Genomic DNA, 26,253 nt, shown 5'->3' with positions numbered 1-26,253 from the left:
GCGATCATGTCCGTTCACATCACCTTAGAGGACGTTTCCGTCCGCTTTCAGATTTTCGGACTGCATGGGCGGTCACTGAAAAAGACGGCGCTCAGCCTCACCACCGGCGGGCGCATCGGCTCCGGCGCGTCGGGGCGGGTGCATATTGATGCACTGCGCAATGTCAATCTCGACCTGCGGGAGGGGGACCGGGTGGGGCTGATCGGCCATAACGGCGCCGGGAAAAGCACCATCCTGCGCACCATGGCCGGCATTTATGAGCCGACGGGCGGGCGCATCCGGGTGAGCGGCCGTGTCTCCCCCATGTTCGATCTGATGCTGGGCATCGATCATGATGCGACGGGGAACGAAAATCTGCGCCTGCGCGGCCTGCTGCTGGGCATGACGGCGGCGGAGATCGAGGAATATGCCGCCGAGATCGGGGAGTTTTCCGGCCTGGGCGAATATCTGGAACTGCCAGTAAAGACCTATTCCTCGGGCATGTTGCTGCGGCTGATGTTTTCCGTCGCTACCGCCGTGTCGCCGGAAATCCTGCTGCTGGATGAATGGATCACCGCCGGCGACGCCAATTTCATGGAACGGGCGGAGGTGCGGGTGAACAAGCTGATCGACCGGTCCAGCCTGATGGTGATCGCCAGCCACAGCCGCGACCTGATCCAGCGGCTGTGCAACAAGGTGGCCGTGCTGGAACATGGCCAGGTGGTGGATTATGGCCCCATCACGCCGGCCATGTTGGACCGGGCCATGGCGGCGTAAAGCGGTGGCGGGGGGGGGGGCGCCGCCCCCCGCCGGTCTATCGATCAACGCGCCAGCCAGCCGCCGTCGACAGCCAGGACATGGCCCTGCACATAGTCGGCAGCACGGCTGGCCAGGAACACGGCAGCCCCGCCCAGATCGTCCGGCTCGCCCCAGCGGCCAGCGGGGATGCGGGCCAGGATGTCGCGGTTGCGGTTTTCATCCGCGCGCAGGGCCTCGGTATTGTTGGTGGCGAAATAGCCGGGTGCGATGGCATTCACATTGATGCCCTTGCCGGCCCATTCATTGGCCAGCAGCTTGGTCAGCCCCGCCACGCCGGACTTGGATGCCGTATAGCTGGGCACCCGGATCCCCCCCTGAAAGCTCAACATCGAGGCGATGTTGATGATCTTGCCACTGCCCCGCGTCAGCATATGCCTGGCCGCCGCCTGCGACAGGAAGAAGACGCTTTTCAGGTTGGTGTCGATCACATCATCCCAATCGGCCTCGGTGAAATCCACCGCATCGGCCCGGCGGATGATGCCGGCATTATTGACCAGAATGTCCAACTGGCCGAAATGGGCCAGCGTGTCGGCCACCAGCCCCGGCAGCCCATCCATCTTGGACAGGTCGGCCGTCAGTTGCAGGCAGCGCCGGCCAGCGGCTTCCACTGCCGCTGCCGTTTCACCGGCATCGCGGCGGGCCACGGTGACAATATCGGCACCAGCGCGGGCGAGCGCGATGGCCAGTGACTGGCCCAGGCCCGTATTGGCCCCCGTCACCATCGCCACCCGGCCGGTCAAATCAAACGGGTTCATCGGCTTGTTCCTCTGGAAGATAGGCAGCAGGATGGATGGCAGGGGGGCCAATGCGGCCCCCTGCCCCTTACGCCAGCTGGCAGATATCCAGCACCTTCATGTCGGTATAATCCAGATTCTCGCCACCCATGGCCCAGATGAAGCCATAGGCGCGGGTGCCCGATCCCATATGGATGGACCAGGGCGGGGAGATCACCGCCTCATGGTTCTTCACTACAATATGGCGCATGGCATCGGGGTGGCCCATGTAATGGAACACACGGTCCTGCTCCGGCAGATCGAAATAGAAGTAAATCTCCGAGCGGCGTTCATGCAGGTGCGGCGGCATGGTATTCCAGACCGAGCCTTCCTTCAGGATCGTCACGCCCAGCAGCAACTGGGCCGAGGCGCAGACACCCGGCACGATATATTGATAGATCGTGCGCTCGTTGGAGGTTTCCAGGGCGCCGCGCTGCAACGGGTTGGCCTTTTCGATCGGCAGATGCTGGATCGGCAGGGCGGCATGGGCCGGCGTGGAGGCCAGATAGAACAAAGCCGGGTTGGCGGCATCATCCGACGCAAAGCTGACAGCCACAGAACCCATCGGCACATAGAGCCCGTCGCGCGGACCCATGGTGAAGCTCTGGCCATCAACGGTGATCCGGCCAGGGCCGCCGACATTGACGATGCCCAGTTCACGCCGCTCCAGGAAGGGGCGGCCGGCGGCAGCGGCGGGTTCGGTCTGGGTGGGCAACTCCAACGCGCCATCCACCGGGGCGGCCCCGCCGATGACAAAACGCTCATTATGGGAGTAGTTCAGCACCACCCGACCCGGCTGAAAAATCCCCGTCACCAGATAACGGTTACGCAGATCGGCCGTATTCGCCGCTTCCAGGCTGTCCGGATGCGTGGCGTGGAACGTCTTCTCAAACATCAACTCTCTCCCAATGCAGCGCGGGGCTGGGGTGCGGCGATAACCGCCCCCTTAAATTCCGCCACAATATGGTATAATCTCCCAATTTATGGAACTAAATAATGCCGCGCCAGAGGGAGGGGGAAATCATGCCGGACAGGGTTGCCATCAATGGTGGGGTGGGGCGTTGTGATGGGCAGAAAGCCTCAATTGACACCGGTAACAGCGACGATTAAGCAGAGTGGAAATGCCCGTGACAGAGGCTTTGCGCCCCTGTTGCGCCCAGCCCCCTGAATATGGGGAAAAACCAGCAAAAGCAAAGGGTAAGGAAACAGGATATGGCCGCACGCTTCGTGTTTTTCGGTGAGTTGCTGTTGCGCCTGTCCGCGCCGGGCCGGCAGATGTTTCTGCAAACCCCCGGATTTGAGGTGAATGTCGGCGGGGCGGAGGCGAATGTCGCCGTCTCGCTGTCCCGCTTCGGGCATGAATGCGCCATGGTGGGCACCGTGCCCGACCATGCGCTGGGCGAGGCGGCCATTGGCGAATTGCGCCGCCAGGGCGTGGATACACGCGCGGTGCGCCGGGTGCCGGGGCGGATGGGGCTGTATTTCCTGGCCACCGGGGCTTTGTCCCGCCCGTCGGAAATCATCTATGATCGGGTGGATACGGCCTTTGCCCTGGCCGATGCCGATCATTATGACTGGGCCGCCCTGGTGCAGGGGGCCGAACGGCTGCACCTGTCCGGCGTCACCCCGGCGGTGAGCGAGACGGCGGGGCGCGCCGCCTTGGCCGCCGCCAAGGCCGCCGTGGAAGCCGGGGTCAAGGTCTCCTTCGACTGTAATTACCGGCAGAAGCTGTGGGAAGCGCGCGGCACCGATGGCCGCGCCACCCTGTTGGAACTGGCGGGTTATGCCGATCTGCTGCTGGGCAATCATCGGGATATCGCCCTGATGCTGCAAACCAGCTTCAACCAGCCCAGCACGGAAGAGAAGTTCCTGGCCGCCGCCGAAACCGCCTTCCAGGCCTTCCCCCGCCTGCAACGGCTGGCCTGCACCATCCGATCACACGATTCGGTGGATTGCCAGGATCTGGCCGGCCAGATGATCAGCCGGGACGGCGCACTGGTGCGCACGCCGGTGCGCGCCATGTCCGGCATTGTGGATCGGATCGGCGGCGGCGATGCCTTTGCTGCCGGGCTGCTGCACGGCATCACCAGCGGCATGGAGGATGCCACGGCGCTGGATTTCGCCGTCTGTGCCGCCGTGCTGAAACATTCCGTGCCGGGTGATGCCAATCTGGTCTCCGTCGGCGATGTGCAGGCGGTGATGGCGGGCGGCGGGCTGGATGTGAAGCGCTGATCGCCTGCCCTGCCCGGCCCCTCTCCCCCAACGCAACACTACGCAACATTTCAGCCGCTGATGGTGCGTAGCCGCCCGGCCCCGATCAGTACCGGGGACGGGTGGCGGGGCGGTAAATGTTCAGCTCCTCCCCCGCCGTGCGGGCCAGCCAGGGGTTCATACGCGCCTCCCCCCCGGCGGGAAAGGGCACCAGCCGTTCATCAACATCATCGGTCAGTTGCAGCATGGCCCGCAACCGATAGACCAGCAGACGCACCGGCGGGCGCACGGCCCGGCAGGCAGATGGCAACATCACCCCGGCCGGGCGGACCGGCAGCGGGCGGCGCGGCTGACGGGCGGCCGGATCGGCGACAGCAACCGGCGCCGCCGGGGCACCCGTCACGGTGGCGGTGGCAGTGGCGGGGGGTGCCTCCCCCGACGATGCCGGGGCAGCGGGGTCCGGATCGGGCGTTTCCGCCACCGGGTCCGGGGGGAGATCGGCCACCGGGGCGCTGGCCGCCGGGGACCGGGCATCAGAAGGCTGGGACCGGGGCCGCCGGGGCACAGGGCGACGGATAGGACGGCGTTCCGGTTCAGGCTGGCATTCCTTGGCCACCAGCAGCGGCCCACCCAGTTCCAGCCGTTGCGCCGCCCAGAGGATGGCGCGGATATTGCCGGCATTGATGGCCCGCGACAGCCCTTCCACCACAGCATGGCGCATGGCGACGAAACGGCTGTCGCTTTCCCGGCGCAGCATTTCCCGTTCCGCCGCGATGCGACGGCGCAGGCCCGGAGAGCGCTGCAGCGCCCGCCAGATGGTGCTGCGCGACAGGGTGAAATGGCGCGCCACCTCTGTCACCGTCACGCCGGACGCCAGATAATAGGCGATGCGCGCCCATTGTTCATCGGTACGGCTGCGGTTGTTCAGCCCTTCGGTGAACATATGTTCATAGGCATATTCCACATCCTCCCCATTGCGCCACGCCTCCTTATCCTCCGACCCGCGCCACCAGGCCTCCCGCTGTTCATCCTTGGGCAGGGCGGCATAGGCAGGGTCCAACTGGGCCGGGTCCAGGGAATGGGTGTTGGGCTTGACGTCGCGCGGCATGGGAGGCTCCGGGGTGATGGGCTGAGGTATTTATTCCTATCATGGTTGGGGTTGTGGGGCAAGGTCGGGGGCGGGGGGCGGGGGGCGGGGCACAACGGAACGCGGTCAGCCACCGCGTCAAAGCGGTCGGGTTTCGACCGATAAATTCGCATCACACACAGTTGTGCAGGAGAGCCCCAGCTGGACGGACACCCGCCATTGCCGCCAGGTGCCGACACAAACCGTTTTCGGCTTATCCGCCAGCAGGGCGGCATCCGGTGCCATAAGCCCCTGGCCCTCACAAGCCTTGATCAGGCTTTGGCGAACCGTTGCGGCATCACCCGATAAGACGAAGCGGCGGAAATCGACCTTCGGTCCTGGCGGCGTGCCCGGCGGCTCCGTGATCATCGCCGCCGGCCCTTTATTCCCCCAGCCGGCATCCTGCACCAGCTGGCGGAACAGGTTTGCCTCATCACCGACCGGAACCGGTTCTTGTGGGGCATGCTGCTGATCGGGGGCAGACGGTGGCAGAAACAGTTCCGCCAGAAAGGGCGTGTTGACGCCATAATGGATGGCCAGAACAGTCCCGACGACCAGGGATATAATCAGGAACGTCGTCCGTGGCGGGCGGGAGGACATCAGCGACAAGCCTTAAAGGATAGAGCAGAATGCAGGGCCGTGATCATAGCAGAGGCTGAACCATCGTGAAGATGGTTGCAGCATGATAGGGTGATACACGCCGGGCCAAGATGGGGGAGCCGATGCCGCTCTATCGGGATGATCAGGGGAACCTTTACCATTCACACCGCGCCGACCTGACGGGGGAGGCTGTGCGGGACTAGCAGTTGAACCGCGACCAGCGGCAGGAGGAACTGTCCAAGCTGCGCCATGCCTGGAATGAGGGCAAGGAGAGCGGTGGCACAGCCGCCTTTGATATTGAGCGCACCATTGCCGCCAGAGCGGCGGATAGCAATGCCATCAGTCTCGCAAGCAGGGTTGCCCGACGGGGTGGGGGAAGTGCTGGAGGACAAGGTGATACTCTTCAATCAAGCTTTTTTTGATTGAATATCAGCCAGCTTCCATTATATAATATAAAATTAATTGTGCATCTCCTTCAGTTTGCGAGCTAAAATGAAATCTATTGCTTTTTTTAACAATAAGGGTGGAGTAGGCAAAACTACTTTGCTGTGTAATGTTGCCGCGTATGCGGCCCTAAAACTCAAAAAGCGCGTTTGCGTAATTGACGCAGATCCACAATGCAACGCTACTCAATACTTTTTCGACGAAAAAGTGATTGATTTTATTTATGATATTGGTGGATTCACTGTTTCAAATGTTGTTGAGCCCCTCATGGATGGTGAAGGATATGTTCGCGATCCTCAAATTTTGAAATGTTCATCCTTTGGCTTAGATGTTCTGCCTGGCGATCCTAATTTGGCAATAATGGAGGATTTTTTAGCCCGTGAGTGGGCTTCTGCAAAGGGTGGAGATATAAGAGCCATAAAAACTAATTTAGTATTTTCAGATTTGTTGGATAAATTACAGATCTACGATTATGTATTTTTGGACGTCAGCCCATCACTTGGAGCCATTAATAGATCAATACTCTTGTCTTCTGATTATTTTGTTAGCCCGATGTCGATCGATATTTTCTCTCTACGGGCTTTTGGCAATATTCAAAAATGGATTGATGAGTGGAAAAGAGATTGGGATATCAGTATAAAAAATGTTCAACAAAAGTCTAAGGTTCCAACATTAAAGTACGGCCCCGCTGAATTTATTGGGTATGTTACTCAGCAATACCTTGCAAAGCGTGATGCAAATGGGGAGAGTAGGGGTGTAAAAGCCTATGAAGAAATCCGGAAAATGATTGACAGTGTGATACTTGAATGTGGCCTTGGTCAAAGCATAATTGATCAGAAGTATGAAATTGGCACAGTTCCAAACTTATTTAGTTTAGCTCCAATGTCGCAGAGCAACAATAAGCCAATTTTTGATTTGAAGGCGAACGATGGTGTAGTTGGTGCACATTTTGCAAAGGTAAAGGATGCAGAAGAAATTTTTAAGAATGTAACTTTACAGCTTTTTGAGCGCATCGATGACTGATTGGCCTATCCCACTGGTTCGTGACATAGCGCGTCGCCGCTGTGTACTTGTTATTGGCTCTGGCGTCTCCCGGCAATCCAGGGGAGCAAATGGAGAGTTGCCACCCACTTGGGAGAATTTTCTAAATGATTGCAATGATAGTCTGCCGAATGGACCTAAAGAGCATATAAAGGAGGCCATCGAACAGGGCGATTTACTACACGCTTGCGAATGGTTGCAACGTATCTACGATTCACAGTGGCCTACAAAATTAAGAAGCGTCTTTAGTGCGCCTAGATTTGTACCCTCAGATGTGCATAAGAATATATGTAGGTTGGATTCCAGAGTTATCTTTTCATTGAATTTTGATGACATTATTGACCGCGCAGCTCAAGAGATATATTCTGGAACTTGTGTGAGAAAAATATATGATGATCCAGATGTCTCAGAATTTCTCCGTGGGACTGAAAGATATTTAGTAAAAGTTCATGGAACATTAGACAATCCAGGGAGACTTATATTTACTCAGAAGCAGTATGCGAGCGCAAGAGTAAAAGCATCTGCATTTTATAACGCATTTGATAGTGCGCTAATGACACACACGTTTTTGTTTTTAGGGGCAGGTTACAGAGATCCCGACATTAACCTCATACTGGAGAATCAGAATTTTACATACGCTGAATCACACCCTCATTATTTCGTTACTGCAAATGATATGCACGATGACCTTAAAAACTCGTTGAGGGCGAATAGGAATCTGCAGATCATTAGCTATGATAAAATTGATGAAAATCATAGCGGTTTCGCCAACGCTATCAGTGAACTTTATACTCAGGTTGAGGATTATAGAAAAAGCCTTCTCGTTTCCTGGGAGTGGTGAAAATACTTGTAGTCAACACTTAGAATTGAGATAAACTCTCAATGCAAAATAAATAGCTGAAATGACCAATCCCGGTTCGGGATCGGAAATGCTCATACTTACCGCTTCATTCCGCATCCACAGGGGCTATGGCTGTGGCCTCCAGGTCGGACAGATCGGCAGCACCCTTTCTTCCTGGCGCAATTGGTGCCACTGCGACAAGGCTGCCGATAGGTTGGGCGCTTGGCCCCTGGATCCCGGCCTGCGCCGGGATGACGGGGAGTGAGAGACGGGGGCGGTGGGAAGACGGATGGGGAGTGGGAGCCTCCGGGAAAGCGGGAGAAGGGCCGAAGCCCCCCGCCCTCACGCCCCCCGCTTCGCCTTGATCATCTCCATGATCTCCGCCGCCGCCTTGGGGATGTTGGTGCCGGGGCCGTAGATGGCCGCCGCCCCCGCGTTCAGCAGGAAATCATAATCCTGGGGCGGGATGACGCCGCCGCAGACGATCAGGATGTCGCCGGCACCCTGTTCCTTCAAGGCGGCGGCCAGTTGCGGCACCAGGGTCTTGTGACCGGCGGCCAGGCTGGAGACACCGACGACATGCACGTCGTTTTCAATGGCCTGGCGGGCGGCCTCCTCCGGCGTTTGGAAAAGGGCGCCAACATCGACGTCAAAGCCGATATCGGCAAAGGCGGTGGCGATGACCTTCGCACCCCGGTCGTGCCCGTCCTGGCCCATCTTCACCACCAGCATACGGGGGCGGCGGCCTTCGGCCTCGGCGAAGGCTTCCACATCCTGCTGGATGCGTTTGAAGCCCTCGTCGCCCTCGTAAGCGGCACCATAGACGCCGGAGACGGAGCGGATCACGGCGCGGTGACGGGTGAAAACCTCTTCCATGGCGTCGGAAATCTCCCCCACGGTGGCGCGGGCGCGGGCGGCATCCACGGCCAGCGCCAGCAGGTTGCCGGATTTCTCGGCCGCCGCCTTGGTCAAGGCGGCCAGGGTTTCGCGGACCTTGGCATCGTCGCGGGTGGCGCGGATGCGCTGCAGCAGGGCGACCTGGGCTTCGCGCACGGCGGTGTTGTCAATGTCGAGAACGTCCACCTTTTCCGGGTTCTGCGGGCGGTACTTGTTGACGCCGACAATGACTTCCTCGCCCCGGTCGATGCGGGCCTGACGGCGGGCGGCGGCTTCCTCGATCATCAGTTTGGGCAGGCCGCTTTCCACGGCCTTGGTCATGCCGCCCATTTCCTCCACTTGGGTAATCAGCTTCTCCGCCGCTTCGGCCAGGGAAGCGGTCAGGTGTTCCACGTAATAGGAACCGCCCAGCGGGTCCACCACATGGGGGATGCGGGTTTCCTCCGCGATGATCAACTGGGTGTTGCGGGCGATGCGGGCGCTGAACGGGGTGGGCAGGCCCAACGCCTCGTCAAAGCTATTGGTGTGCAGGGACTGGGTGCCGCCCATGATGGCGGCCATCGCCTCAATCGTCGTGCGGATGACGTTGTTATAGGGATCTTGCTCGGTGAGCGACACACCCGACGTCTGGCAATGGGTGCGCAGCGCCAGGGAGCGGGCGTCCTTAGGCGCGAAATGCTTGTCCATCAGCTTGGCCCAGAGCAGGCGGGCGGCACGCAGCTTCGCCACCTCCATGAAGAAATCCATGCCGATGGCGAAGAAGAAGGACAGGCGCGGGGCGAACTTGTCCACGTTCAGGCCCTTGGCCAGGGCGGCGCGGACATATTCCAGCCCATCGGCCAGGGTGAAGGCCAGTTCCTGCACCGCCGTGGCCCCGGCTTCCTGCATGTGATAGCCGGAAATGGAGATGGAGTTGAACTTGGGCATATGATTCGCGGTGTATTCGATAATGTCCGCGATGATCCGCATACTGGGTTCGGGCGGGTAGATATAGGTGTTGCGGACCATGAACTCCTTCAGAATGTCATTCTGAATGGTGCCGGAGAGCTTCTCCGTCGGCACGCCCTGTTCCTCACCGGCCACGATATACATGGCCAGGATGGGCAGCACGGCGCCGTTCATGGTCATGGAGACGGACATCTTATCCAGCGGGATGCCGTCGAAGAGGATTTTCATATCCTCCACCGAGTCAATCGCCACGCCGGCCTTGCCGACATCGCCCACCACGCGGGGATGGTCGCTGTCATAGCCGCGATGGGTGGCCAGATCAAAGGCCACCGACAGGCCCATCTGGCCGGCGGCGAGGTTGGCGCGGTAGAAGCGGTTGGACTCTTCCGCCGTGGAGAAACCCGCATACTGGCGGATGGTCCAGGGCCGGAAGGCGTACATGGTGGCGCGGGGGCCACGGGTGAAGGGCGCGAAACCCGGCAGGGTGCCGGTGGTTTCCAAGCCTTCGAGGTCTTCGGCGGTGTAGAGCGGCTTGACCGACAGGCCCTCCGCCGTGGTGCGGGTGAGGTCGGAGAGAGAGGCACCGGCCCCCACATCCTTGGCGGCAAGGGCTTCCCAGTCGGCGAGGGATTTGGTGGGGAACTGGGTCATGCGGGGTCTCCGGGGGGGCGCTCAGGAAGGGGTTGTGCCGGTACGGCGGGGCCACGCCAGGGCCATACCGATCACCATGAACAGGGCCAAGACAAGGGCATAAGACGGTTGGACTGCTATCACATCGACTGTGTAAACCGTTGCACTAGCGGAGGCTGGGGGTGTGAGCGGCTCAGACGGTCGGGACAGCACGACGGGAAAAGCCACCAGCAGCCAAAAGAGGCAATTTACGATAGCGGTAGAGAATAGTGCCAATCGAGGCTGGCTGGTACGGCGCAGCAAGCAGGCAATGCCACCGGCAACCATCAGGCTGATAAGACCATGCAGGAGGAAGCCCGGTCCGGGTGGCACCAGCGTTCCGATAACTGCGCAGAAGGCGACATAGCCAATCACGGCGGCAACGACCGATCCGATGATCCCTGTCATTTTCTGTATCATGCGCATGAAAGGGGTCCGCATTTGCCCGCTGGTTGTGAAGATGGTACGAGGCGTAAGAAGAGAGGGGGTAGTTTATACAACAATTGTAGCCATTCCCTTTCTCCGTCATCCCGGCGAAAGCCGGGACCCAGGGGCCACAAGCCCGACGTCATCCCCGCGCGCCACGGCAAACCCAGCCGTAGCGCCTGCGACCCTAGGTCCCGGCTTTCGCCGGGATGACGGGAACAAGGGACGCGGGATCACCCGTTCACACTCACTCAAACTCAATAATCTTCTCATCCACCGCGAGGCTGGCGCCCTTGGCGGCGTGGATTTTCTTCACGGTGCCGTCGGCTTCGGCGCGCAGGATGTTTTCCATCTTCATCGCCTCCACCACGGCCAGTTCCTGGCCGGCCTTCACCGCGTCGCCTTCCTTCACGGCCACGGATACCAGCAGGCCGGGCATGGGCGACAGCAGGTATTTGGACATGTCGGGGGGCAGTTTCACCGGCATCAGGTCGGCCAGTTCCGCCGCACGGCCCGTCAACACATCCACCACCAGGGCGGCCCCGCCATGGGTCAGCACCCAGGACAGGCCCTTGCGGTCGACCTGGACGCTCATCGCCACGCCGTCGATGCTGCCTTGCCAGAGGCTCTGGCCGATTTCCCAGGGGCCGACGACGCTGAGGTCGCGGCCACCCAGGGTGACAATGGCACCGTCGTCGGTCAGCGTCACATGCGCCGGGTGGTTGGCGCGATCGGCACGGGCCACCCAGTCGCGGGCGGTGCGGCGGCCATGGGATGGCACCTGACCGGAGACCATGCCATCACGCGCCGCCACCCGCTGCTGGAACAGGGTGGCCAGTGCCAGCAGGCGGTCCCGCGCGCCCTCGTCCGGGGACAGGCCGTGGAAGCCGTCGGGATATTCCTCCGCGATGAAATTGGTGGTCAGACGGCCGTCGCGGAAGCGCTGCTTCTGCATCAGGGAGGCGAGGAAGGAGATATTGTGCCCGACGCCGCGAATCTGGAACCCGTCCAGCGCATCCGACATGGCGTCGGTGGCGGCGTCACGGGTGGGGGCCCAGGTGATCAGCTTGGCGATCATCGGATCGTAATACATGCTGATCTCACCGCCCTCATACACGCCGGTATCGACGCGGACGATGGCGCCATCGGGGCGCGTGCCCTCCGCCGGCGGACGATAGCGGGTGACGCGACCGGTGGAGGGCAGGAAACCACGGGTGGGTTCCTCGGCGTAAACGCGCGCTTCCAGTGACCAGCCGTTGATGCCGATATCCGCCTGGGTCAGCGGCAGCTTTTCACCGGCCGCCACGCGGATCATCAGTTCCACCAGATCCAGGCCGGTGATCATTTCGGTAACGGGATGTTCCACCTGGAGCCGTGTGTTCATCTCCAGGAAGTAGAAATTCCGGTCCTTGTCGACGATGAATTCCACCGTGCCGGCGGAACGGTATTGCACCGCCTTGGCCAGCGCCACCGACTGTTCACCCATGGCGCGGCGGGTGGCTTCATCCAGGAAGGGGCTTGGGGCTTCTTCAATCACCTTCTGGTGACGGCGCTGGATGGAGCATTCGCGCTCGTTCAGGTAAACGGCGTTGCCATGGCTGTCGGCCAGCAACTGGATTTCGATGTGGCGCGGCTCGGTGATGTATTTTTCGATGAAGACGCGGTCATCGGCGAAGCTGGAACGCGCCTCGTTGGTGGCGGAGCGGAAGCCGTCGGCTACTTCGCCTTCGTTCCAGGCCACGCGCATCCCCTTGCCGCCGCCGCCGGCGGATGCCTTGATCATCACCGGGAAACCGATTTCCCGCGCAATGCGGATGGCTTCCTCATCATCCTTGATGACGCCCAGATAGCCCGGCACGGTAGACACGCCGGCCGCCTTGGCCAGCTTCTTGCTCTCGATCTTGTCGCCCATGGCGCCGATGGCATGGACATCGGGACCGATGAAGGTGATGCCCGCCGCCTTCAGCGCCTCGCAGAAGGCGGCCTTTTCCGACAGGAAGCCATAGCCTGGGTGGACGGCCTCGGCCCCGGTCTTCTGGCAGGCCTCAATGATCTTGTCGGCCAGCAGATAGGATTGGGCGGACGGGGCGGGGCCGATATGCACCGCCTCATCCGCCATTTCCACATGCAGGGCGCCGGCATCGGCATCGGAATAAACCGCCACCGTCTTGATGCCCATGCGCCGGGCAGTCTTGATGACGCGGCAGGCGATTTCACCACGGTTGGCGATGAGGATCTTCTTGAACATCTTGGCGTCTCCGGGGGCAGCGTCTGGCTGCGCCTTGCGTCTATTCCGCGAAACCTAACCAATGCCTTCCCCGCGAAAGCGGGGATCCAGGGGTAGCAGGCCGACGCTTAGTGCCCTTGGCCCCTGGACCCCCGCTTTCGCGGGGGAGGCAGGTAGGTGCAGCGTTGGCCGTAACACCCGTTCTCACAACGGCAGATTATCGTGCTTCTTCCAGGGGTTCTGGAGCTGCTTGTTCTTCAGCATCGCCAAGGCCTTGCACAGGCGGCGGCGGGTGCCGTGGGGCATGATCACGTCGTCGATATAGCCACGACCCGCCGCCACAAAGGGGTTGGCGAATTTCTGGCGATATTCCTCGGTCCGCGCCTCAATTTTGGCCTGATCGCCAATATCGCCACGGAAAATGATCTCCACCGCCCCCTTCGGCCCCATCACGGCGATTTCCGCACTGGGCCAGGCATAGTTCACATCGCCACGCAGATGCTTGGACGCCATCACGTCATAGGCGCCGCCATAGGCCTTGCGGGTGATCAGCGTCACCTTGGGCACCGTCGCCTCGCCATAGGCGAACAGCAGCTTGGCGCCATGCTTGATGATGCCGTTGAATTCCTGCGCCGTACCCGGCAGGAAGCCCGGCACATCCACCAGGGTGACGATGGGGATGTTGAAGGCATCGCAGAACCGCACGAAGCGCGCGCCCTTGATGGCGCTGTCAATATCCAGGCAGCCGGCCAGCACCATCGGCTGGTTGGCGACGAAACCAACCGTCGATCCCTGCATCCGCCCGAAGCCGGTGATGATGTTCTTGGCATAATCCGGCTGGATTTCGAAGAAATCACCCTCATCCACGATCTTCAGGATCAGTTCCTTCATATCGTAGGGCTTATTGGGATTGGCCGGAACCAGCGTATCCAGGCTCATTTCCGGGCGGTCGGCCTCATCCGGCGTGGGGCGCACCGGCGGCTTTTCCCGGTTTGACAACGGCAGGAAATCCACAAAGCGGCGGGTTTCCAGCAAAGCCTGCACGTCATTTTCAAAGGCCAGATCGGCCACGCCGGATTTGGCCGTATGGGTCACGGCTCCGCCCAGTTCCTCCGCCGTCACCACCTCATGCGTCACCGTCTTCACCACATCGGGGCCGGTGACGAACATGTAAGATGAGTCCTTCACCATGAAGATGAAGTCGGTCATGGCCGGCGAATAGACGGCGCCACCGGCGCACGGCCCCATGATCAGGCTGATCTGCGGCACCACACCGGATGCCAGCACATTGCGCTGGAACACTTCGGCATAACCGCCCAGCGAGGCGACACCTTCCTGGATGCGGGCGCCGCCGCTGTCATTCAGGCCGATGACGGGGGCACCCACCTTCATCGCCTGATCCATGATCTTGCAGATCTTCTCTGCGTGCGCTTCCGACAGGGAGCCGCCGAAGACGGTGAAATCCTGGGAAAAGACGAAGACCAGGCGGCCATTGATGGTGCCATGGCCGGTGACCACACCGTCGCCCGGCACCTTCTGCGCTTCCATGCCGAAATCGCTGCAGCGATGTTCGACGAACATGTCCCATTCTTCGAAGGAACCTTCGTCCAGCAGAATGTCGATCCGTTCGCGTGCCGTCAGCTTGCCCTTGGAATGCTGGCCCGCGATACGCTTTTCACCGCCGCCCTGCCGGGCACCGGCACGCATCTGTTCCAGCTTCAACAGCACATCCTGCATGGGAAGTTCCCGCCCTGATCGGTTTCGTTGGGTTGTTTATGCAAATTATGCGGGGTGGTGAACAGGCGTGGAAAGGTGCATAAATGCGAAGGGGATCGGTGCGGATTGCAAATTTTGCAAATTTGCAAGGGTGAGGGTAAAGTGGTCGGGCGAAAGGTGGGGCTGTTTGTTGCCGCCCGCACCTCCCTGCCTCCCCCGCGGAAGCGGGGGTCCAGGGGCCAAGGGTACCCAAGCGTTGGTTCTTGTGGCCCCTGGATCCCCGCTTCCGCGGGGAAGGCACGTTATTCCAAGGGACTAACTTAGCGCCTATGGGCCTTCGCCGGGGTGACGGTAGCGTTTAAAGATAAGACGTGTAAGACGTTGAGATAGCGTAAAACTTTCCGGACGGACTCTCAAGAATAGCTTCCGTCAGCGCAGAGGGTGACGAACATGGGGTATCACCTGACCTTGAACGATGAATGCCAGATCACCTTGCCTGCCGAGCTGCTGGCCCATTTAGGCTTGGAAGACGGCGGCATTCTTTGGATTGAAAAACGCCCGAACGGCATTCTGCATTTCAGTGCAACACCCCCTGACGCGACGCCGGAGCAAAATCCCCCATGAGCACCAAAATCTATGCCGGTGAACGCATCCGCCGTCTGCGGGAAGTGCGCGGTATCAATCAGGCAGCGCTGGCGGCGGCGGTGGGGCTTTCCACCTCCTATCTGAACCAGATTGAGAATAACCAGCGCCCCCTGTCGGCGGCGGCGGTGATCCGGCTGTCGTCCTATTTCTCTGTCGAGCCCAGCCATTTTGCCGATGATGCCGACATGCGGCTGGCGTCGGAGATGCGGGAGGCGCTGGGCGATCCGCTGTTTGCCGAAGCGGCGGTACCGTTCAGCGGCATCCGCGATGCCGTGCGGGCGGCCCCGGAGATCATGGGCGCTTTCCTGAAACTCTACCGCACCTATCGGTCGCTGGAAGAGGAACAGCAGGCGCTGGTGGATCGGGTGGGGGGGGAGGAGACGGTGAACGGCCCCGCATTTCCCTATGACGAGGTGCGCGACTTTGTGCAGTCGCGCCGCAATCATTTTGAGGGGCTGGATCACGCGGCGGAGGATTTGTTCGAAGCGTCGGGCTTTTCCAAGGACCGGCTGCTGGAACATCTGGCGCAATATCTGGCCGACCGGCATGGCGTGACCATCCGGGTGGCGCAGGGATTTGCCCGGCATGATGTGCTGTGGCGGTATGAGCCGGACGAGCGGATTCTTTTCGTATCCGAAACGGCCCCGCGGGAGAGCCGCACTTTCTATGCCGCCCACCAGATCGGCCTGCTGTCTTACGGGGTGGAGATTGAACGGTTGGTGGCAGAGGCCAACCTTTCCAGTGTGGAGGCACGCTCCATCGCGCGGGTGGGGCTGGCCAATTATTTCGCAGGCGCATTGATCCTGCCTTACCGCCGTTTTCTGACCGAGGCGCAGCGGATGCGCTATGATATTGACCGGTTGAGCGCCTATTTCGGCGTCAGCTTCGAACAGGTCTGTCACCGGCTGTCCACCATGCAGCGGCCGGGGATGCCGGGGGTGCCGTTTTACTTCATGAAGGTGGATATGGCCGGCAATATCGCCAAACGCTCCAGCGCCACCCGGTTTCAGTTTGCCCGGTTCGGCGGGGCCTGCCCCTTGTGGAATGTGCATCAGGCCTTTGCCCAGCCGGGTCGCATTCTGGTGCAGCAGGCGCGGATGCCGGATGGGGCAACCTATCTCTGCATCGCCCGCACGGTGGTGGCCGGCGGCAGCGGCTATCTCTCCCGCCCGCGCGAGGCCGCCGTGGGGCTGGGCTGCGAGATCAGCTTTGCCGACCAGCTGGTCTATTCCGCCGGGCTGGATTTGAAGGATGCCGATGCGGCGGTGCCCATCGGGTCCAACTGCAAGGTCTGTGACCGGGAAGATTGCCGCCACCGCGCCTTCCCGCCCATCGGCAAGGCGCTGCGCGTGGATGCGCATGAACGCCGGACGGTGCCGTATAACGTAACGTGAAGTTGTTCACAGACAACCATACGATGATGTGATTATCTTGCGGCACCCTGGTCGCCCCTTGCTGGCGATGGCGGGGATGGACGGAGAAGCCGCCGATGGATCTTGTTGCCCTGGTCGACCGCTCCCCCGCCTTTCTGGCGGTGGTGGCCCTGCTGGCGCTGGGGGAATATCTCTGGCACCGGCAGCGCGGCAGCGATGGCTATGACCTGCGGGAAAGTGCCGCCACGCTGGGCATCATGGTGGGGCAGATCGCCATCCGCACCGCCGGGATCGGGCTGATCGCGCCGCTGATGTTCGCCCTGTATGACCAGCGGCTGTTCACGCTTGACGGCGGGAGCGGCCTGGGGCTGGTCGGGCTGTTCCTGGGGGTGGAGCTGGCCTATTACTGGTTTCACCGGCTGTCGCACCGGGTGCGCTTCATGTGGGCCAACCATGCCGTGCACCATTCCTCCACCCGGCTGAACCTGACGGCGGCGTTCCGGCTGGGCTGGACCAATCTGCTGACCGGAAGCTGGGTGCTTCTGCTGCCGCTGATCTGGCTGGGCTATCACCCGGTCGCCGTGCTGGGCATGTTCAGCCTGAACCTGACCTATCAACTGTTCCTGCATACGGAAATGGTGGGGCGGCTGGGGCCGCTGGAATGGGTGCTGAACACGCCCAACCATCACCGGGTGCATCATGGGTCCGATGCCGACTGCATTGACCGCAATTTCGGCGGGATGCTGATCATCTTCGACCGGCTGTTCGGCAGCTTTGCCACTGTGGAGCCGGGGCGGAAGCTGCGCTATGGCGTGCAGGGCGGGCCGGTCAGCTATAACCCGCTGCGCATCGCCTTTGCCGAATGGGGCCGGCTGTTCCGCGACATGGCTGCCAGCCGGCACCCGTGGCAGGCGTTGCGGATATGGGTGGGGCGGCCCTAAACCAATCGCCCTCCGGCGCCGGGTCGGCAGTCGCCGACCTCCAACCTGCCCGAAGGCCAGCCTTCAGGCAGGTTGGTGTTATACCGCAGCCTTCTTCCGCCCGGCCGGCGCCCGTTGCGGGGCGGGGCGGCGGAACCAGAAGCTCCACACCGCCAGCGTGCCCAGCAGGACCAGCGCCAGCCCGCTGACACTCATCACCAGCCGAAAGGCCAGCCCGCCCACCTTGGCCGCGTGCAGCGGATAGGCCAGGTTGAAAATGCGCGCGCCCAGCGGCAGGGTCTCGGCATCGCGGCTGCCCACCATGGCCCCCGTCTCCGGCTGGAACCAGACCATGGTGCGGCCATTGGGCAGCCATTCCACCGGCCGGCGCAGGCGCAGGCTGATCAGTTCGCCCGGACGGCGCGGCAGGGTCAGCACGCGGAACTGCGCGTCGGGGAAGGTCTTCTGCGCCTCTGCCAGCATGGCGGCCCAATCAAGCCCCGGTGCCAGCGCCCCGCCCTTCACCGCCGGCACCGCCATGGCGGCTTTTCGTTCCGCTGGCGAAATGACCGGCGACAGCAGCAGGTTGGTGACCGGCGGCAGGGTGAGCATTACCCCGGTCAGGCAGGACAGGAACAAGAGCGGGGCCATCACCACCCCGAAATCCCGGTGCTGGCGGATGATGGCCGGCCGGCTCAACCGCGCCGGCCAGAGGCGGAAACTGAAGGTAAAGCGCAGCTTCCACCACAGAATGATGCCGGAAATGATGAAGAACAGGCCGATCAGCGCGGCGATGCCGCCAATCGTCTCCCCCACATCGCCGGCCAGCAGATGCTTGTGCAGATCGGCCAGCCAGAGTTCCGGCCGGGCCCATTCGCTGTCCCAGCGGCTGACGATGCCGCCCGACTGGTCGGCATAGGCCCCGGCCCCGTTGCCCATGCGCAGCCGGTGCAGGCCGAACCCGTCATCGGCGAAGATGATGGATTGCGGCCGGCTGGCCGGATCGGCCAGCAACCCCGCCACCACCGGCCCCACCTGGGCGGCGTCGGTGACCAGGGCCTGATCCGCGCCGGGCAGCATCACCCAGGCATCCTGATGCACCAGAATGGTGCCGGTCAGCCCCAGCAGGGCCAGCAGCAGGCCGATCAGGCCACCGGCCCAGCGATGCAGCAGGTCAAGCGTGCGCATGGTGCCCATCATCAGAAGCTGTAATCCCACCCCAGCGTCAGCGTGCGGCCGCGACCGGCATAAAGCCGGTCATCCTCTGTCACCCGGGTGGTCTGGCTGTAATAGGTTATATACTGCTTGTCGAACAGGTTGCTGATCGACAGCGTCAGGCCGCCAGTGCCAAGCGCGTGGCGCAGCAACAGGTCGGTCAGGTTATAACCGCCAAAGCCGCTATCCTTGACCCCGCCATCGAAGCGGCGGGCGATGTAGAACTGGGTCTGCAGGCGCGCGGTGACCGGGCCATAGGCATAGGCGGCGGCGACATTCACCCGGTCGGGGGAGATGTTCGACCCGTCCAGATCCTTGTCGACCTTGCCATCGCCATTGCTGTCGGTGCGCCCGTCCAGATGGGCATAGCCGGCCGACAGCGTCAGCCCCGTGAAGGGGGTTTCCCAGTTTGCATTCAGCTCCAGCCCTTCAATCTCCACCCGCTGGCGCTGCACCTCATAGACGCCGCCGACCAGCACCAGATTCTGGCCCTTCTTGGAGGTGGACCAGAAATAAGCCGCCGAGGCGGTGAGCGAACCACGACCCAGCTCAACGCCGATTTCGCGGTTGTCGGAAATCACCGGGTCAATATCCAGGAAATTGTCCAGACTGACCCCATCCTTGTTGATGGCGCGGGTGATGCGGCCAATATCGGCCATGGTATAGCCCTGGGCATAGGAACCATAGAGGCGCACATCCTCCCACGGTTCCGCCACGATGCCACCATTGAACAGCGTGTCGTTGAAGGTCGGCTTGCCGCCCTTGACCCGGCGCGAACCGGTGGAGGCCAGCGTGGTGTAATCGTCGATCTTCACCTGGCCATTTTCATGCCGCACGCCGGCAGCCAGATGCAGCTTGTCATCTAGCAGGGAGAGGTTGAACTGGGCGAAGGGGGCCAGGCTGCGGAAATCCGTCGGCGGCACCCATTTGCGCCCGGTCTTGATCAGGCGCTGTTCGGTCGTGTCGAACAGGGTGTCCAGGCCGACAATGGTGGTCAGCGCCTCAAACCCCGGCATGGCGCGTTCATAGCTGAGCTTGGCCCCCAGCTTGCGCGACCGGTTCTGCGACTGGTCATAGAGCGTGTCTTTCGGGGCGATGCGGATATCCTGGAAGGTGGAAACCGGGTTGGCATCGCTGCCGAACGTGTCACGCGTGCGGTTGAAATAGGCCTGGGCAGTGAAGGCACCACCGGCCAGATCATCGGCCGTCAGGGTCAGGGCGACACTTTCGGTACGACCCTGCGCCGGGTCGCCCGGCGGGGTGCCGCGCCGGGCACTGGTCGGCAGGCCCGTCTTCTGGTTGCCCAGCACCATCACGTAATCGGCATCGCCCTTCAACTGGAACCGGTTCAGCATCAGGTCCAGCCGCACGCCATCATCCGTTTCGTAGCCGAAACGGCCAAAGGCTGACCAGCTTTGCGAATCCTGGGTTTCGCCCTGGGTGCTGTCCACCCCGATGCGGCGGCCCTTGGCATCATAAAAGGCACCGCGCTTTTCATAGGCGCCGCCGACCATGGCATCCCACGGGCCTTCGCGGTAGGCGAGCAGGCCGGCCAGCTTGCCGCCCCGGCCATCGCCGCTGAAGCCGTCATCGCTGCTGCCCTGCACCAGCACCTTGCCGGACACACCATCCTGGCGCGGCGGCCCCACCGTCACCTGATTGACGATGCCGCCGGTGCCGCCAATACCCTGCAAGGCGTTGGAGCCATAGATCACCTCCACCCGATCCACAAAGAAGGGATCGATGGTGAAACCGTCGCGGCTGCCATCGCGCAGCGGGGTGGATTGCGGAATGCCGTTGATGGCGTAAAGCGGGGACCGGCCGCGCAGCGTCTCCCCCGAGCCGGACAGTTTCTGCCGCGTGGGGGAGAAGGAGGGCAGCAGGGTGGAAACCGCATCCACCACCGACCCGCCAATGGCCGCCTGTTCCGCCAGCGACTTGCTGTTGATCACATCCACCGTCAGCGGCAGCGCGTTGGCCGGCAGCTTGCTGCGGGCGGCGGTGACGATGATTTCGTCAACAGACGACGTCTCCTGGGCCATGGCCGGCAGCGACAGGGCACTGGCACCAGCCAGCAGCAACAAGGACAGGGGGATACGCACGGTCAGGGTTCCACATGCAATTCATTCGCAAGTGGCGTCGGTATAGTGACAATCATTATCAGCCGCAATAGCGATCAACGACATGCCATGGCATTCAGGTGCAGTGTCGCCCCGGTGCCACAGGGGCCTGCCCTACCGCCCCGGCAGCATCCGCCGCTCGGCCGGCACGGGCGGGCGGTCGCGGCGTTCGATCATGCGCAGGCCCAGGGCCAGACAGGCGGCGATTACCTGATCATCATGGGGATGCACGGCGACGATACGCTCCACACCGAAAGCCACCATCCAGTCCGGCAGGGGCGGCAGCCGCCCCGCCTCATCCACATGCAGGCGGGTGATGTCCAGTTTCAGCAGATCGACCGATTTCAGCGGCAGGAAGCCGGCATCGGTATTGCGCGGCGAAAGCTGGTCGATGGCGACCCGGCAATCCCACAGGCGCAGCACATCCACCGCCTCATTGATCGTATCCTCTGTCAGGTCGCTGTCCAGCACCGACAGTTCCACGATCAGGTTGCGCCGCTGGTCATAGGTCAGTTCGCGCACGAATTCATGAAATACCGCATCCACCACGGTGACGCATTTCAGATTGATGGAATGGGCGCGGAACAGGCGGGCATGTTCATGCTGAAAATGCCGGATCACCCGGCGGTCCAGGATGGGGGAAATCTGCTGCAACAACCAGGGGTCGCGGCGCAGCGGCGTGCCGACAGCGCGTTCCAGATTGTCGATGGCGACCGTCACCTCGCTGAAATGCAGGTTCCAGAACCCGTCTTCCAGCCGCCAGACCGGTGATTCGCGGATCAGCGCCGACACATCGGCCCCGGCCAGCACCTGTTCATAGGTTGCCAGCTTGTGGATGGCCGCCAGTTGCTGCGCCTCCACCGCCGTCAGGGCCGGCGGGGCGCTGGCGGCCTGCTTTTCCGCCGGGGGGGCCGCCTTGCGCAACTGCGCCGCCAGCTTGGCCCCTTCCGCCGGCAGGCGGAACACGCCGACGCGCGGGGCCGCCATATGCTGGTCGGCGAAATCGGCGGCCACGGCATTCAGCTTGGCAATGAAGGGATCGGCCGAACGGTCCTGAAACAGATAGACCTGGGCAAAACGCCCGATATCGACAATTTCCGGCCGGAACTGGGCGGCGAACCGGTCCACCAGGGCGACGATGGATTGCCGGAACAGCGGGTTTTCCGCATGGGGCACGGCCCGCAGATCGATCAGCACCGCCGTGCCCGATGCCTGTCCTTCGGCCAATAGCTGCAATAAACCTTCGGTCCCGGTCAGCATCCGCATCGCCTGTTGCCCATGTGGGCGTATTCTATAACAAATTCCCGCCCTTGAAACGAGTATGCCCCATCCGTTCGGATGGATTGTGCGCGGTCGGGGCTGACCTTAATCTTCCCCTAACCAAGCGGCGATTTACTGTGCCGGTATCCGCCTTCCTTCCACAGGCCCTTGTCGGGTGGACCTGTCCCATGCGCAGTCAATTTTTTGAAAGGCGCCGCCAGTTGCGGGAGCCTGTGACCGACGGGCAGGCGCTGATCGCGGGCCAGCCGTTCGGCCTGCTGAACTGGAGCCAGAACGGCCTGCTGCTGGCCGCGGCGGGGCCATTGCCGGAGCGGGGCAGCCGCCTGTCAGCCGAGATCGACCTGATGGCGGGGCCCCAGCATTTCGCCTTTCCGGCGGAACTGCGCGTGGTGCGCACCCATCCCGACCGGGGCCAGATGGCGGTCAGCTATGTCTGTCTGGATGTACCGGTGGCCCGGCGCATCCAGGCCTATTTTCAGCCCACGGCCCAGGCCCGTTTCATCGCCGATGGTGTGCAGGCGACCCCGCCGGCGGCGGCGGAAGCCGAAAAGCCCAAGCCCGTGGTCACAGCCACAACGGCGCGGGAAGAGGCGGTGAGCGCCTTGCGGGAAATCTCGGCGCTGAAAGCGGCCTTTGCCCGCAAATTCCACCCCGATACGGCCAAGCGCGACGGCAGCTATGGGCTTCGGGTGGAGCTGTTCAAGGAATTCTGGACGGATCTGGAAGCAGCGGAAAGCCGATTAAAAGCCCCGCCCGCCGCGAAGAGCTGACCGCCGGTTCCCGACTTGTGCCGGGAAGGACGGGTTGTCAGCACACCCTTCAGGGCGTCATTTTTGGTCAGCAGCAGCCGGCTGCTTCAACTTTCAACAGGCTCTGGGTCAGGATGGCACGCTGCAAGGCCGGGATATGGCCCAGACCATCGGGCACATCCAGGCTGTAATCCACCAGTTCAGCCCCTTCCGCCAGACATGTCAGCATCTGGTGCAGACGGGCCAGCGCCCGCTCGTCGCTGAAAGAGGCGGCCCTGTCCAGCAACATGTGGAGTTCGGACTGGAGGGAATCGGCCAATGGCATTCTACACTCCTTCGGTTTCGGTCAATGGTCGGTGTGGTTTTCGCCACAGCTTATTTTTCTAAAATTTGATACGAACCGGGTTAAAGCCGCTTTAAAAGTGCGGGTAGGGCTTGAATAAAATTGGGTTAAATTTGATTCATATTCGGGGGTGGGGCTGTTGGCGGCCTTGCGATTTTGCGTGCGGTGTCCCGCCCCTCCGTCATCCATGCTGCGGCCGGGGTCCAGACTCAAAGGGCGCTTCGCTCTACGAACCTGGACCCCGGCCGCAGCATGGGTGACGGTGTAATTGAAATCAAACAAACCTTTCCGGACAGACACTAAACCCGCCGTTCCATCACCGGCTGGGCGCCACCCGGCATCAGGTCCGGCACCAGGGGCGGGTGGCCCCACTGCAGGCGCACATGGCTGCCGGGCTCAACCCTTGCCAGGGCGGTTTGCAGCCGTTCGGCAAAGGCGTCCCGGTCGGGCGGTTCGGGCAGGGCGGCGATGGTGATCTCCAGCGACAAGCGGCCGGGCAGGCAGAGCCCCTGCACCTGTACCGCCCCCAATTCGCTGAGATGGACGCCCAGGGTGAAGGCGCTGGCCGGCAGGGTCTGCGGGCCATCCTCTCCCCCCTCCGGCCCCGGCTGGTCCTGGCCCGGCCGATCCCGTTCCACCGGCACCACCAGCCCGCCCAGCGTGGCCAGCAGAAAGACCGATGGCTTGTCGCCCTCCATGAAGGGCACCAGCAGGCTGGTCCAGCCCTGGCCATCGCCGGCCAGCCGCGTCACCGGCACCATGGCCTGATCCAGTTCCGCCAGCGCCGCCGCCTCCCCCTTGGTGACATGCTGAAGCTGGTCATCGCCCAGCCAGGCCCGCACCCCGCCATTGCGGGCGCCGAACAGATAGAGCATCAGGGCCAGCCCGCCCAGCCGGTCCGGGCGCGGCATGAAAGCGGCCATGCGCGCCATCATGCCCGGCTGGGCCAGGGCCGCCGCCAGCGCCTGATCGGCGCGGGGCGCTGCTGGCGCGCTGTCGGCCTTGCCCTTGTCCACCACCAGATCGTCTGCCAGCGGCGCGGCCATTCCCGGCGGCAGTGCCGCCTTGCCGCCCCCGGCCAGCGGGGCCTGTGGGGTGGCATGGCGCAGCAGATCCTGGGTGGCCGGCCCGCTGTCGGGGGCGACCTGGGCCACGGCCTGCGGCGTCTGGGCCAGACTGGCCGGGGGTGCTGCCGCCGGGCCGGGCGCCTGGATGGCGGCAGCCAGCGGGCGCGGCTGGTTGCTGCCGGCACTGGAGAGCAGGGCGCCGCTGGCCGCCGACAGGCTGGCCGTCTGCGGGGCGGTGGGCATGGGCTGCGCCGCCGTGCCGGCCGCCAGCACCGCCGCCGGGCTGGCCCGCAGGCCAGGGATGACCGGCTGTTGTGGGGAGGTGCCATTGGCCCCGGCCAGCAACCCGCGCAGCACGGCGGCATTATCCAGCGGCTTGGTGCTGGTGACGGGGGGATTGACCGCATGGCCATCGGCCCCGGTGGCCGCAGCGGCGGCGGGCGGCCGCCCCGTCACCTCCAGATTGCCGGCCCGCGCCCCCGGTCCCAGGGTGATATTGACGCTGCTGCCCGGCGCCAGATCGGCCGGCCAGGCCCCCGGCAGGGGGCGCAGCAGCACCGTGCCCAGGCTGGTGGCCAGCGGCACTTCCCCATCCGGCAAGGCCGGACCGATGGTGCCGGCAAGCTGGGTGATCCCCACCGAAGGCAGGTCCGGCGGGCGGGACAGGATGGTGGCCTGCACCGGCAGGGTGGGCAGCGGCCGCACCAGCGGGCCTGCCGGGCCGGCCACCCCGCTGCTGCCCGCGATGGGCCCGACCGGCTGCGGCCCGGTAAAGGCATCCCCGGCCGCCATGGTCAGTAGACCAGCTGGCTGGTGCTGTCATTGTTGGTGATGATGATCTCCCCGGCATCGGCCAGTTGCTTGGCGGTTTTCAGAATGCCCAGCCGCGCCTCTTCCACATCGCGGGCGCGCACCGCCCCCATCATTTCGATCTCATCACGCACCATATTGGCGGCGCGTTCGGACATGTTGGACAGGAAGCGGTTCTGCATCCCCTCATCCAGCCCCTTCAGCGCATAGGCCAACTGATCGCCTTCGCAATTGCGGATCAGCACCTGGATGGCCTGCGGGTCCAGCCGTGCCAGATCCTCGAAGGTGAACATCAGTTGCTTGATGCGGGTGGCACTTTCCGGCATCCGGCGTTCCAGCGGGTCCATGATCATGTCGAACACGCCCCGGTCGGTGCGGTTGAGGATTTCCGCCATGATGGCGTGGCTGTCATGGCCCAGCGTGCGCACATAATTGGCCATGAACTCGCTGCGCAGGGTCTTTTCCACATCCTCCAGCACGTCGCGCGGCACGGCTTCCATCTTGATGATGCGGGCCACCACCATCTGCACCAGATTGGCGGGCAGCAGGCCCAGCACCTTGGCGGCATGTTCGGGCCTGATCTTGGTCAGCACCACGGCGATGGTCTGGGGATGTTCGTTGCGCAGATATGTGGCCAGCACCTGCTCGTTCACATTGCTCATCTTCTCCCACATGGTCCGGCCGGCGGGGCCACGCAGGTCGGCCATGATTTCCTGCACCCGTTCCCCGTTCATGAATTTGGACAGGAAACGTTCGGTGGTGTCGAAGGTGCCGGCCAGCTCGCCCGTACCGGCGAACCGTTCGGTGAAATCGCGGATCAGCCGTTCGACAATCTTGCCCGACACGGTGCCCAGGCCCGCCATGGCATAGGAAACCTCGCGGATTTCATCATCCTCCAGCCGTTCCATCAGGCGGGAACCGCGTTCCTCCCCCAATGCCAGCAGAATGACGGCGGCCTTCTCGATCCCGTTCAGGCTTTTATAATCGCTGCGTACCTTCAACATGGGCGGAAC

Annotated in this window: 23 protein-coding genes; 9 read left to right on the top strand and 14 right to left on the bottom strand. The window is 62.6% G+C overall.

Annotation, left to right across the window (positions count from 1 at the left end; all coding sequences use genetic code 11):
- Positions 1-6: 6 nt before the first annotated feature.
- Entirely contained in the window at positions 7-756 is a 750-nt protein-coding gene (locus PCJ49_RS17295; RefSeq protein WP_269912030.1) for an ATP-binding cassette domain-containing protein, read from the top strand.
- A 44-nt stretch (positions 757-800) separates the two neighbouring features.
- Here the strand turns inward: PCJ49_RS17295 and kduD are convergent, their stop codons facing one another.
- Both kduD and kduI read right to left on the bottom strand, forming a co-directional pair.
- Positions 801-1,553, bottom strand: coding sequence for a 2-dehydro-3-deoxy-D-gluconate 5-dehydrogenase KduD (gene kduD, locus PCJ49_RS17290; protein ID WP_269912029.1), 753 nt, complete (start codon positions 1,551-1,553; stop codon positions 801-803).
- A gap of 67 nt (positions 1,554-1,620) precedes the next feature.
- On the bottom strand, positions 1,621-2,466 hold the full coding sequence (kduI, locus tag PCJ49_RS17285; RefSeq protein WP_269912028.1) for a 5-dehydro-4-deoxy-D-glucuronate isomerase: 846 nt from the start codon (positions 2,464-2,466) through the stop codon (positions 1,621-1,623).
- 317 nt (positions 2,467-2,783) lie between these two features.
- Between kduI and PCJ49_RS17280 the strand changes: the two genes are divergently transcribed.
- Positions 2,784-3,803: a sugar kinase gene (locus PCJ49_RS17280; protein ID WP_269912027.1), complete on the top strand. Its 1,020-nt coding sequence runs from the start codon at positions 2,784-2,786 to the stop codon at positions 3,801-3,803.
- A gap of 85 nt (positions 3,804-3,888) precedes the next feature.
- Here the strand turns inward: PCJ49_RS17280 and PCJ49_RS17275 are convergent, their stop codons facing one another.
- Together PCJ49_RS17275 and PCJ49_RS17270 are read right to left on the bottom strand one after the other, a co-directional pair.
- The gene (locus tag PCJ49_RS17275) at positions 3,889-4,890 is read right to left on the bottom strand and encodes a helix-turn-helix domain-containing protein (protein WP_269912026.1); all 1,002 of its coding nucleotides are present in this window, start codon (positions 4,888-4,890) and stop codon (positions 3,889-3,891) included.
- Positions 4,891-5,007: 117 nt separating this feature from the next.
- Positions 5,008-5,508, bottom strand: coding sequence for a hypothetical protein (locus tag PCJ49_RS17270; protein WP_269912025.1), 501 nt, complete (start codon positions 5,506-5,508; stop codon positions 5,008-5,010).
- A gap of 206 nt (positions 5,509-5,714) precedes the next feature.
- On the opposite strand from PCJ49_RS17270, the gene PCJ49_RS17265 reads away from it, so the two are divergent.
- From PCJ49_RS17265 to PCJ49_RS17255, 3 genes are all read left to right on the top strand, one after another.
- A complete protein-coding gene (locus tag PCJ49_RS17265; protein ID WP_269912024.1) occupies positions 5,715-5,930 on the top strand; it encodes a hypothetical protein in 216 nt (71 codons plus the stop codon).
- 70 nt (positions 5,931-6,000) lie between these two features.
- Entirely contained in the window at positions 6,001-6,975 is a 975-nt protein-coding gene (locus PCJ49_RS17260; protein WP_269912023.1) for an AAA family ATPase, read from the top strand.
- Positions 6,968-7,834, top strand: coding sequence for an SIR2 family protein (locus tag PCJ49_RS17255; RefSeq protein WP_269912022.1), 867 nt, complete (start codon positions 6,968-6,970; stop codon positions 7,832-7,834). Before PCJ49_RS17260 ends, PCJ49_RS17255 begins: the two co-directional genes overlap by 8 nt.
- Before the next feature lie 342 nt (positions 7,835-8,176).
- On the opposite strand, the gene scpA is transcribed toward PCJ49_RS17255, so the two are convergent.
- The 4 genes from scpA to PCJ49_RS17235 all read right to left on the bottom strand — a co-directional run bounded on the left by scpA (position 8,177) and on the right by PCJ49_RS17235 (position 14,738).
- Entirely contained in the window at positions 8,177-10,330 is a 2,154-nt protein-coding gene (gene scpA, locus PCJ49_RS17250) for a methylmalonyl-CoA mutase (protein WP_269912021.1), read from the bottom strand.
- 21 nt (positions 10,331-10,351) lie between these two features.
- Positions 10,352-10,774, bottom strand: a complete 423-nt coding sequence (locus tag PCJ49_RS17245; RefSeq protein ID WP_269912020.1) for a hypothetical protein — start codon at positions 10,772-10,774, stop codon at positions 10,352-10,354.
- A 247-nt stretch (positions 10,775-11,021) separates the two neighbouring features.
- Positions 11,022-13,022, bottom strand: coding sequence for an acetyl/propionyl/methylcrotonyl-CoA carboxylase subunit alpha (locus PCJ49_RS17240; RefSeq protein WP_269912019.1), 2,001 nt, complete (start codon positions 13,020-13,022; stop codon positions 11,022-11,024).
- Positions 13,023-13,205: 183 nt separating this feature from the next.
- Positions 13,206-14,738, bottom strand: a complete 1,533-nt coding sequence (locus PCJ49_RS17235; protein ID WP_269912018.1) for an acyl-CoA carboxylase subunit beta — start codon at positions 14,736-14,738, stop codon at positions 13,206-13,208.
- A gap of 429 nt (positions 14,739-15,167) precedes the next feature.
- Between PCJ49_RS17235 and PCJ49_RS17230 the strand changes: the two genes are divergently transcribed.
- From PCJ49_RS17230 to PCJ49_RS17220, 3 genes are all read left to right on the top strand, one after another.
- Complete coding sequence (locus tag PCJ49_RS17230; protein WP_269912017.1) at positions 15,168-15,341, top strand: AbrB/MazE/SpoVT family DNA-binding domain-containing protein; 174 nt, start codon at positions 15,168-15,170, stop codon at positions 15,339-15,341.
- Positions 15,338-16,756, top strand: a complete 1,419-nt coding sequence (locus PCJ49_RS17225; RefSeq protein WP_269912016.1) for a short-chain fatty acyl-CoA regulator family protein — start codon at positions 15,338-15,340, stop codon at positions 16,754-16,756. The genes PCJ49_RS17230 and PCJ49_RS17225 overlap by 4 nt, the downstream gene beginning before the upstream one ends.
- A gap of 95 nt (positions 16,757-16,851) precedes the next feature.
- Positions 16,852-17,676 (top strand): sterol desaturase family protein, encoded by an 825-nt coding sequence (locus PCJ49_RS17220; protein ID WP_089288142.1) that lies wholly within the window; start codon positions 16,852-16,854, stop codon positions 17,674-17,676.
- A gap of 78 nt (positions 17,677-17,754) precedes the next feature.
- Here the strand turns inward: PCJ49_RS17220 and PCJ49_RS17215 are convergent, their stop codons facing one another.
- The 3 genes from PCJ49_RS17215 to PCJ49_RS17205 all read right to left on the bottom strand — a co-directional run bounded on the left by PCJ49_RS17215 (position 17,755) and on the right by PCJ49_RS17205 (position 22,250).
- On the bottom strand, positions 17,755-18,843 hold the full coding sequence (locus PCJ49_RS17215) for a PepSY-associated TM helix domain-containing protein (protein ID WP_269912015.1): 1,089 nt from the start codon (positions 18,841-18,843) through the stop codon (positions 17,755-17,757).
- Between the two features lie 11 nt (positions 18,844-18,854).
- A complete protein-coding gene (locus PCJ49_RS17210; protein WP_269912014.1) occupies positions 18,855-20,972 on the bottom strand; it encodes a TonB-dependent receptor in 2,118 nt (705 codons plus the stop codon).
- Between the two features lie 132 nt (positions 20,973-21,104).
- Complete coding sequence (locus PCJ49_RS17205; RefSeq protein WP_269912013.1) at positions 21,105-22,250, bottom strand: hypothetical protein; 1,146 nt, start codon at positions 22,248-22,250, stop codon at positions 21,105-21,107.
- A gap of 188 nt (positions 22,251-22,438) precedes the next feature.
- On the opposite strand from PCJ49_RS17205, the gene PCJ49_RS17200 reads away from it, so the two are divergent.
- A complete protein-coding gene (locus tag PCJ49_RS17200; RefSeq protein WP_269912012.1) occupies positions 22,439-23,041 on the top strand; it encodes a PilZ domain-containing protein in 603 nt (200 codons plus the stop codon).
- A gap of 67 nt (positions 23,042-23,108) precedes the next feature.
- Here PCJ49_RS17200 and PCJ49_RS17195 read toward each other — a convergent pair whose 3' ends face one another.
- The 3 genes from PCJ49_RS17195 to PCJ49_RS17185 form a co-directional block, all read right to left on the bottom strand.
- Positions 23,109-23,345 (bottom strand): hypothetical protein, encoded by a 237-nt coding sequence (locus tag PCJ49_RS17195; protein ID WP_089288147.1) that lies wholly within the window; start codon positions 23,343-23,345, stop codon positions 23,109-23,111.
- Between the two features lie 317 nt (positions 23,346-23,662).
- Complete coding sequence (locus PCJ49_RS17190) at positions 23,663-25,222, bottom strand: hypothetical protein (protein ID WP_269912011.1); 1,560 nt, start codon at positions 25,220-25,222, stop codon at positions 23,663-23,665.
- A gap of 2 nt (positions 25,223-25,224) precedes the next feature.
- The gene (locus PCJ49_RS17185) at positions 25,225-26,244 is read right to left on the bottom strand and encodes a flagellar motor switch protein FliG (RefSeq protein WP_089288149.1); all 1,020 of its coding nucleotides are present in this window, start codon (positions 26,242-26,244) and stop codon (positions 25,225-25,227) included.
- Positions 26,245-26,253: the final 9 nt, after the last annotated feature.

It is taken from the genome of Niveispirillum sp. BGYR6, from assembly GCF_027568365.1.
GTDB lineage: Bacteria > Pseudomonadota > Alphaproteobacteria > Azospirillales > Azospirillaceae > Niveispirillum.
The sequence above is the reverse complement of the archived record's forward strand: the minus strand, read 5'-3'. Positions and strand labels throughout refer to the sequence as shown.

Excerpts from the sequence above, each read along its gene's own strand:
- PCJ49_RS17295 (WP_269912030.1), top strand. The coding sequence starts at position 7 with ATGTCCGTTCACATCACCTTAGAGGACGTTTCCGTCCGCTTTCAGATT.
- kduD (WP_269912029.1), bottom strand. The coding sequence starts at position 1,553 with ATGAACCCGTTTGATTTGACCGGCCGGGTGGCGATGGTGACGGGGGCC.
- kduI (WP_269912028.1), bottom strand. The coding sequence starts at position 2,466 with ATGTTTGAGAAGACGTTCCACGCCACGCATCCGGACAGCCTGGAAGCG.
- PCJ49_RS17280 (WP_269912027.1), top strand. The coding sequence starts at position 2,784 with ATGGCCGCACGCTTCGTGTTTTTCGGTGAGTTGCTGTTGCGCCTGTCC.
- PCJ49_RS17275 (WP_269912026.1), bottom strand. The coding sequence starts at position 4,890 with ATGCCGCGCGACGTCAAGCCCAACACCCATTCCCTGGACCCGGCCCAG.
- PCJ49_RS17270 (WP_269912025.1), bottom strand. The coding sequence starts at position 5,508 with ATGTCCTCCCGCCCGCCACGGACGACGTTCCTGATTATATCCCTGGTC.
- PCJ49_RS17260 (WP_269912023.1), top strand. The coding sequence starts at position 6,001 with ATGAAATCTATTGCTTTTTTTAACAATAAGGGTGGAGTAGGCAAAACT.
- PCJ49_RS17255 (WP_269912022.1), top strand. The coding sequence starts at position 6,968 with ATGACTGATTGGCCTATCCCACTGGTTCGTGACATAGCGCGTCGCCGC.
- scpA (WP_269912021.1), bottom strand. The coding sequence starts at position 10,330 with ATGACCCAGTTCCCCACCAAATCCCTCGCCGACTGGGAAGCCCTTGCC.
- PCJ49_RS17245 (WP_269912020.1), bottom strand. The coding sequence starts at position 10,774 with ATGCGCATGATACAGAAAATGACAGGGATCATCGGATCGGTCGTTGCC.
- PCJ49_RS17240 (WP_269912019.1), bottom strand. The coding sequence starts at position 13,022 with ATGTTCAAGAAGATCCTCATCGCCAACCGTGGTGAAATCGCCTGCCGC.
- PCJ49_RS17235 (WP_269912018.1), bottom strand. The coding sequence starts at position 14,738 with ATGCAGGATGTGCTGTTGAAGCTGGAACAGATGCGTGCCGGTGCCCGG.
- PCJ49_RS17230 (WP_269912017.1), top strand. The coding sequence starts at position 15,168 with ATGGGGTATCACCTGACCTTGAACGATGAATGCCAGATCACCTTGCCT.
- PCJ49_RS17225 (WP_269912016.1), top strand. The coding sequence starts at position 15,338 with ATGAGCACCAAAATCTATGCCGGTGAACGCATCCGCCGTCTGCGGGAA.
- PCJ49_RS17220 (WP_089288142.1), top strand. The coding sequence starts at position 16,852 with ATGGATCTTGTTGCCCTGGTCGACCGCTCCCCCGCCTTTCTGGCGGTG.
- PCJ49_RS17215 (WP_269912015.1), bottom strand. The coding sequence starts at position 18,843 with ATGCGCACGCTTGACCTGCTGCATCGCTGGGCCGGTGGCCTGATCGGC.
- PCJ49_RS17205 (WP_269912013.1), bottom strand. The coding sequence starts at position 22,250 with ATGCTGACCGGGACCGAAGGTTTATTGCAGCTATTGGCCGAAGGACAG.
- PCJ49_RS17200 (WP_269912012.1), top strand. The coding sequence starts at position 22,439 with ATGCGCAGTCAATTTTTTGAAAGGCGCCGCCAGTTGCGGGAGCCTGTG.
- PCJ49_RS17195 (WP_089288147.1), bottom strand. The coding sequence starts at position 23,345 with ATGCCATTGGCCGATTCCCTCCAGTCCGAACTCCACATGTTGCTGGAC.
- PCJ49_RS17190 (WP_269912011.1), bottom strand. The coding sequence starts at position 25,222 with ATGGCGGCCGGGGATGCCTTTACCGGGCCGCAGCCGGTCGGGCCCATC.
- PCJ49_RS17185 (WP_089288149.1), bottom strand. The coding sequence starts at position 26,244 with ATGTTGAAGGTACGCAGCGATTATAAAAGCCTGAACGGGATCGAGAAG.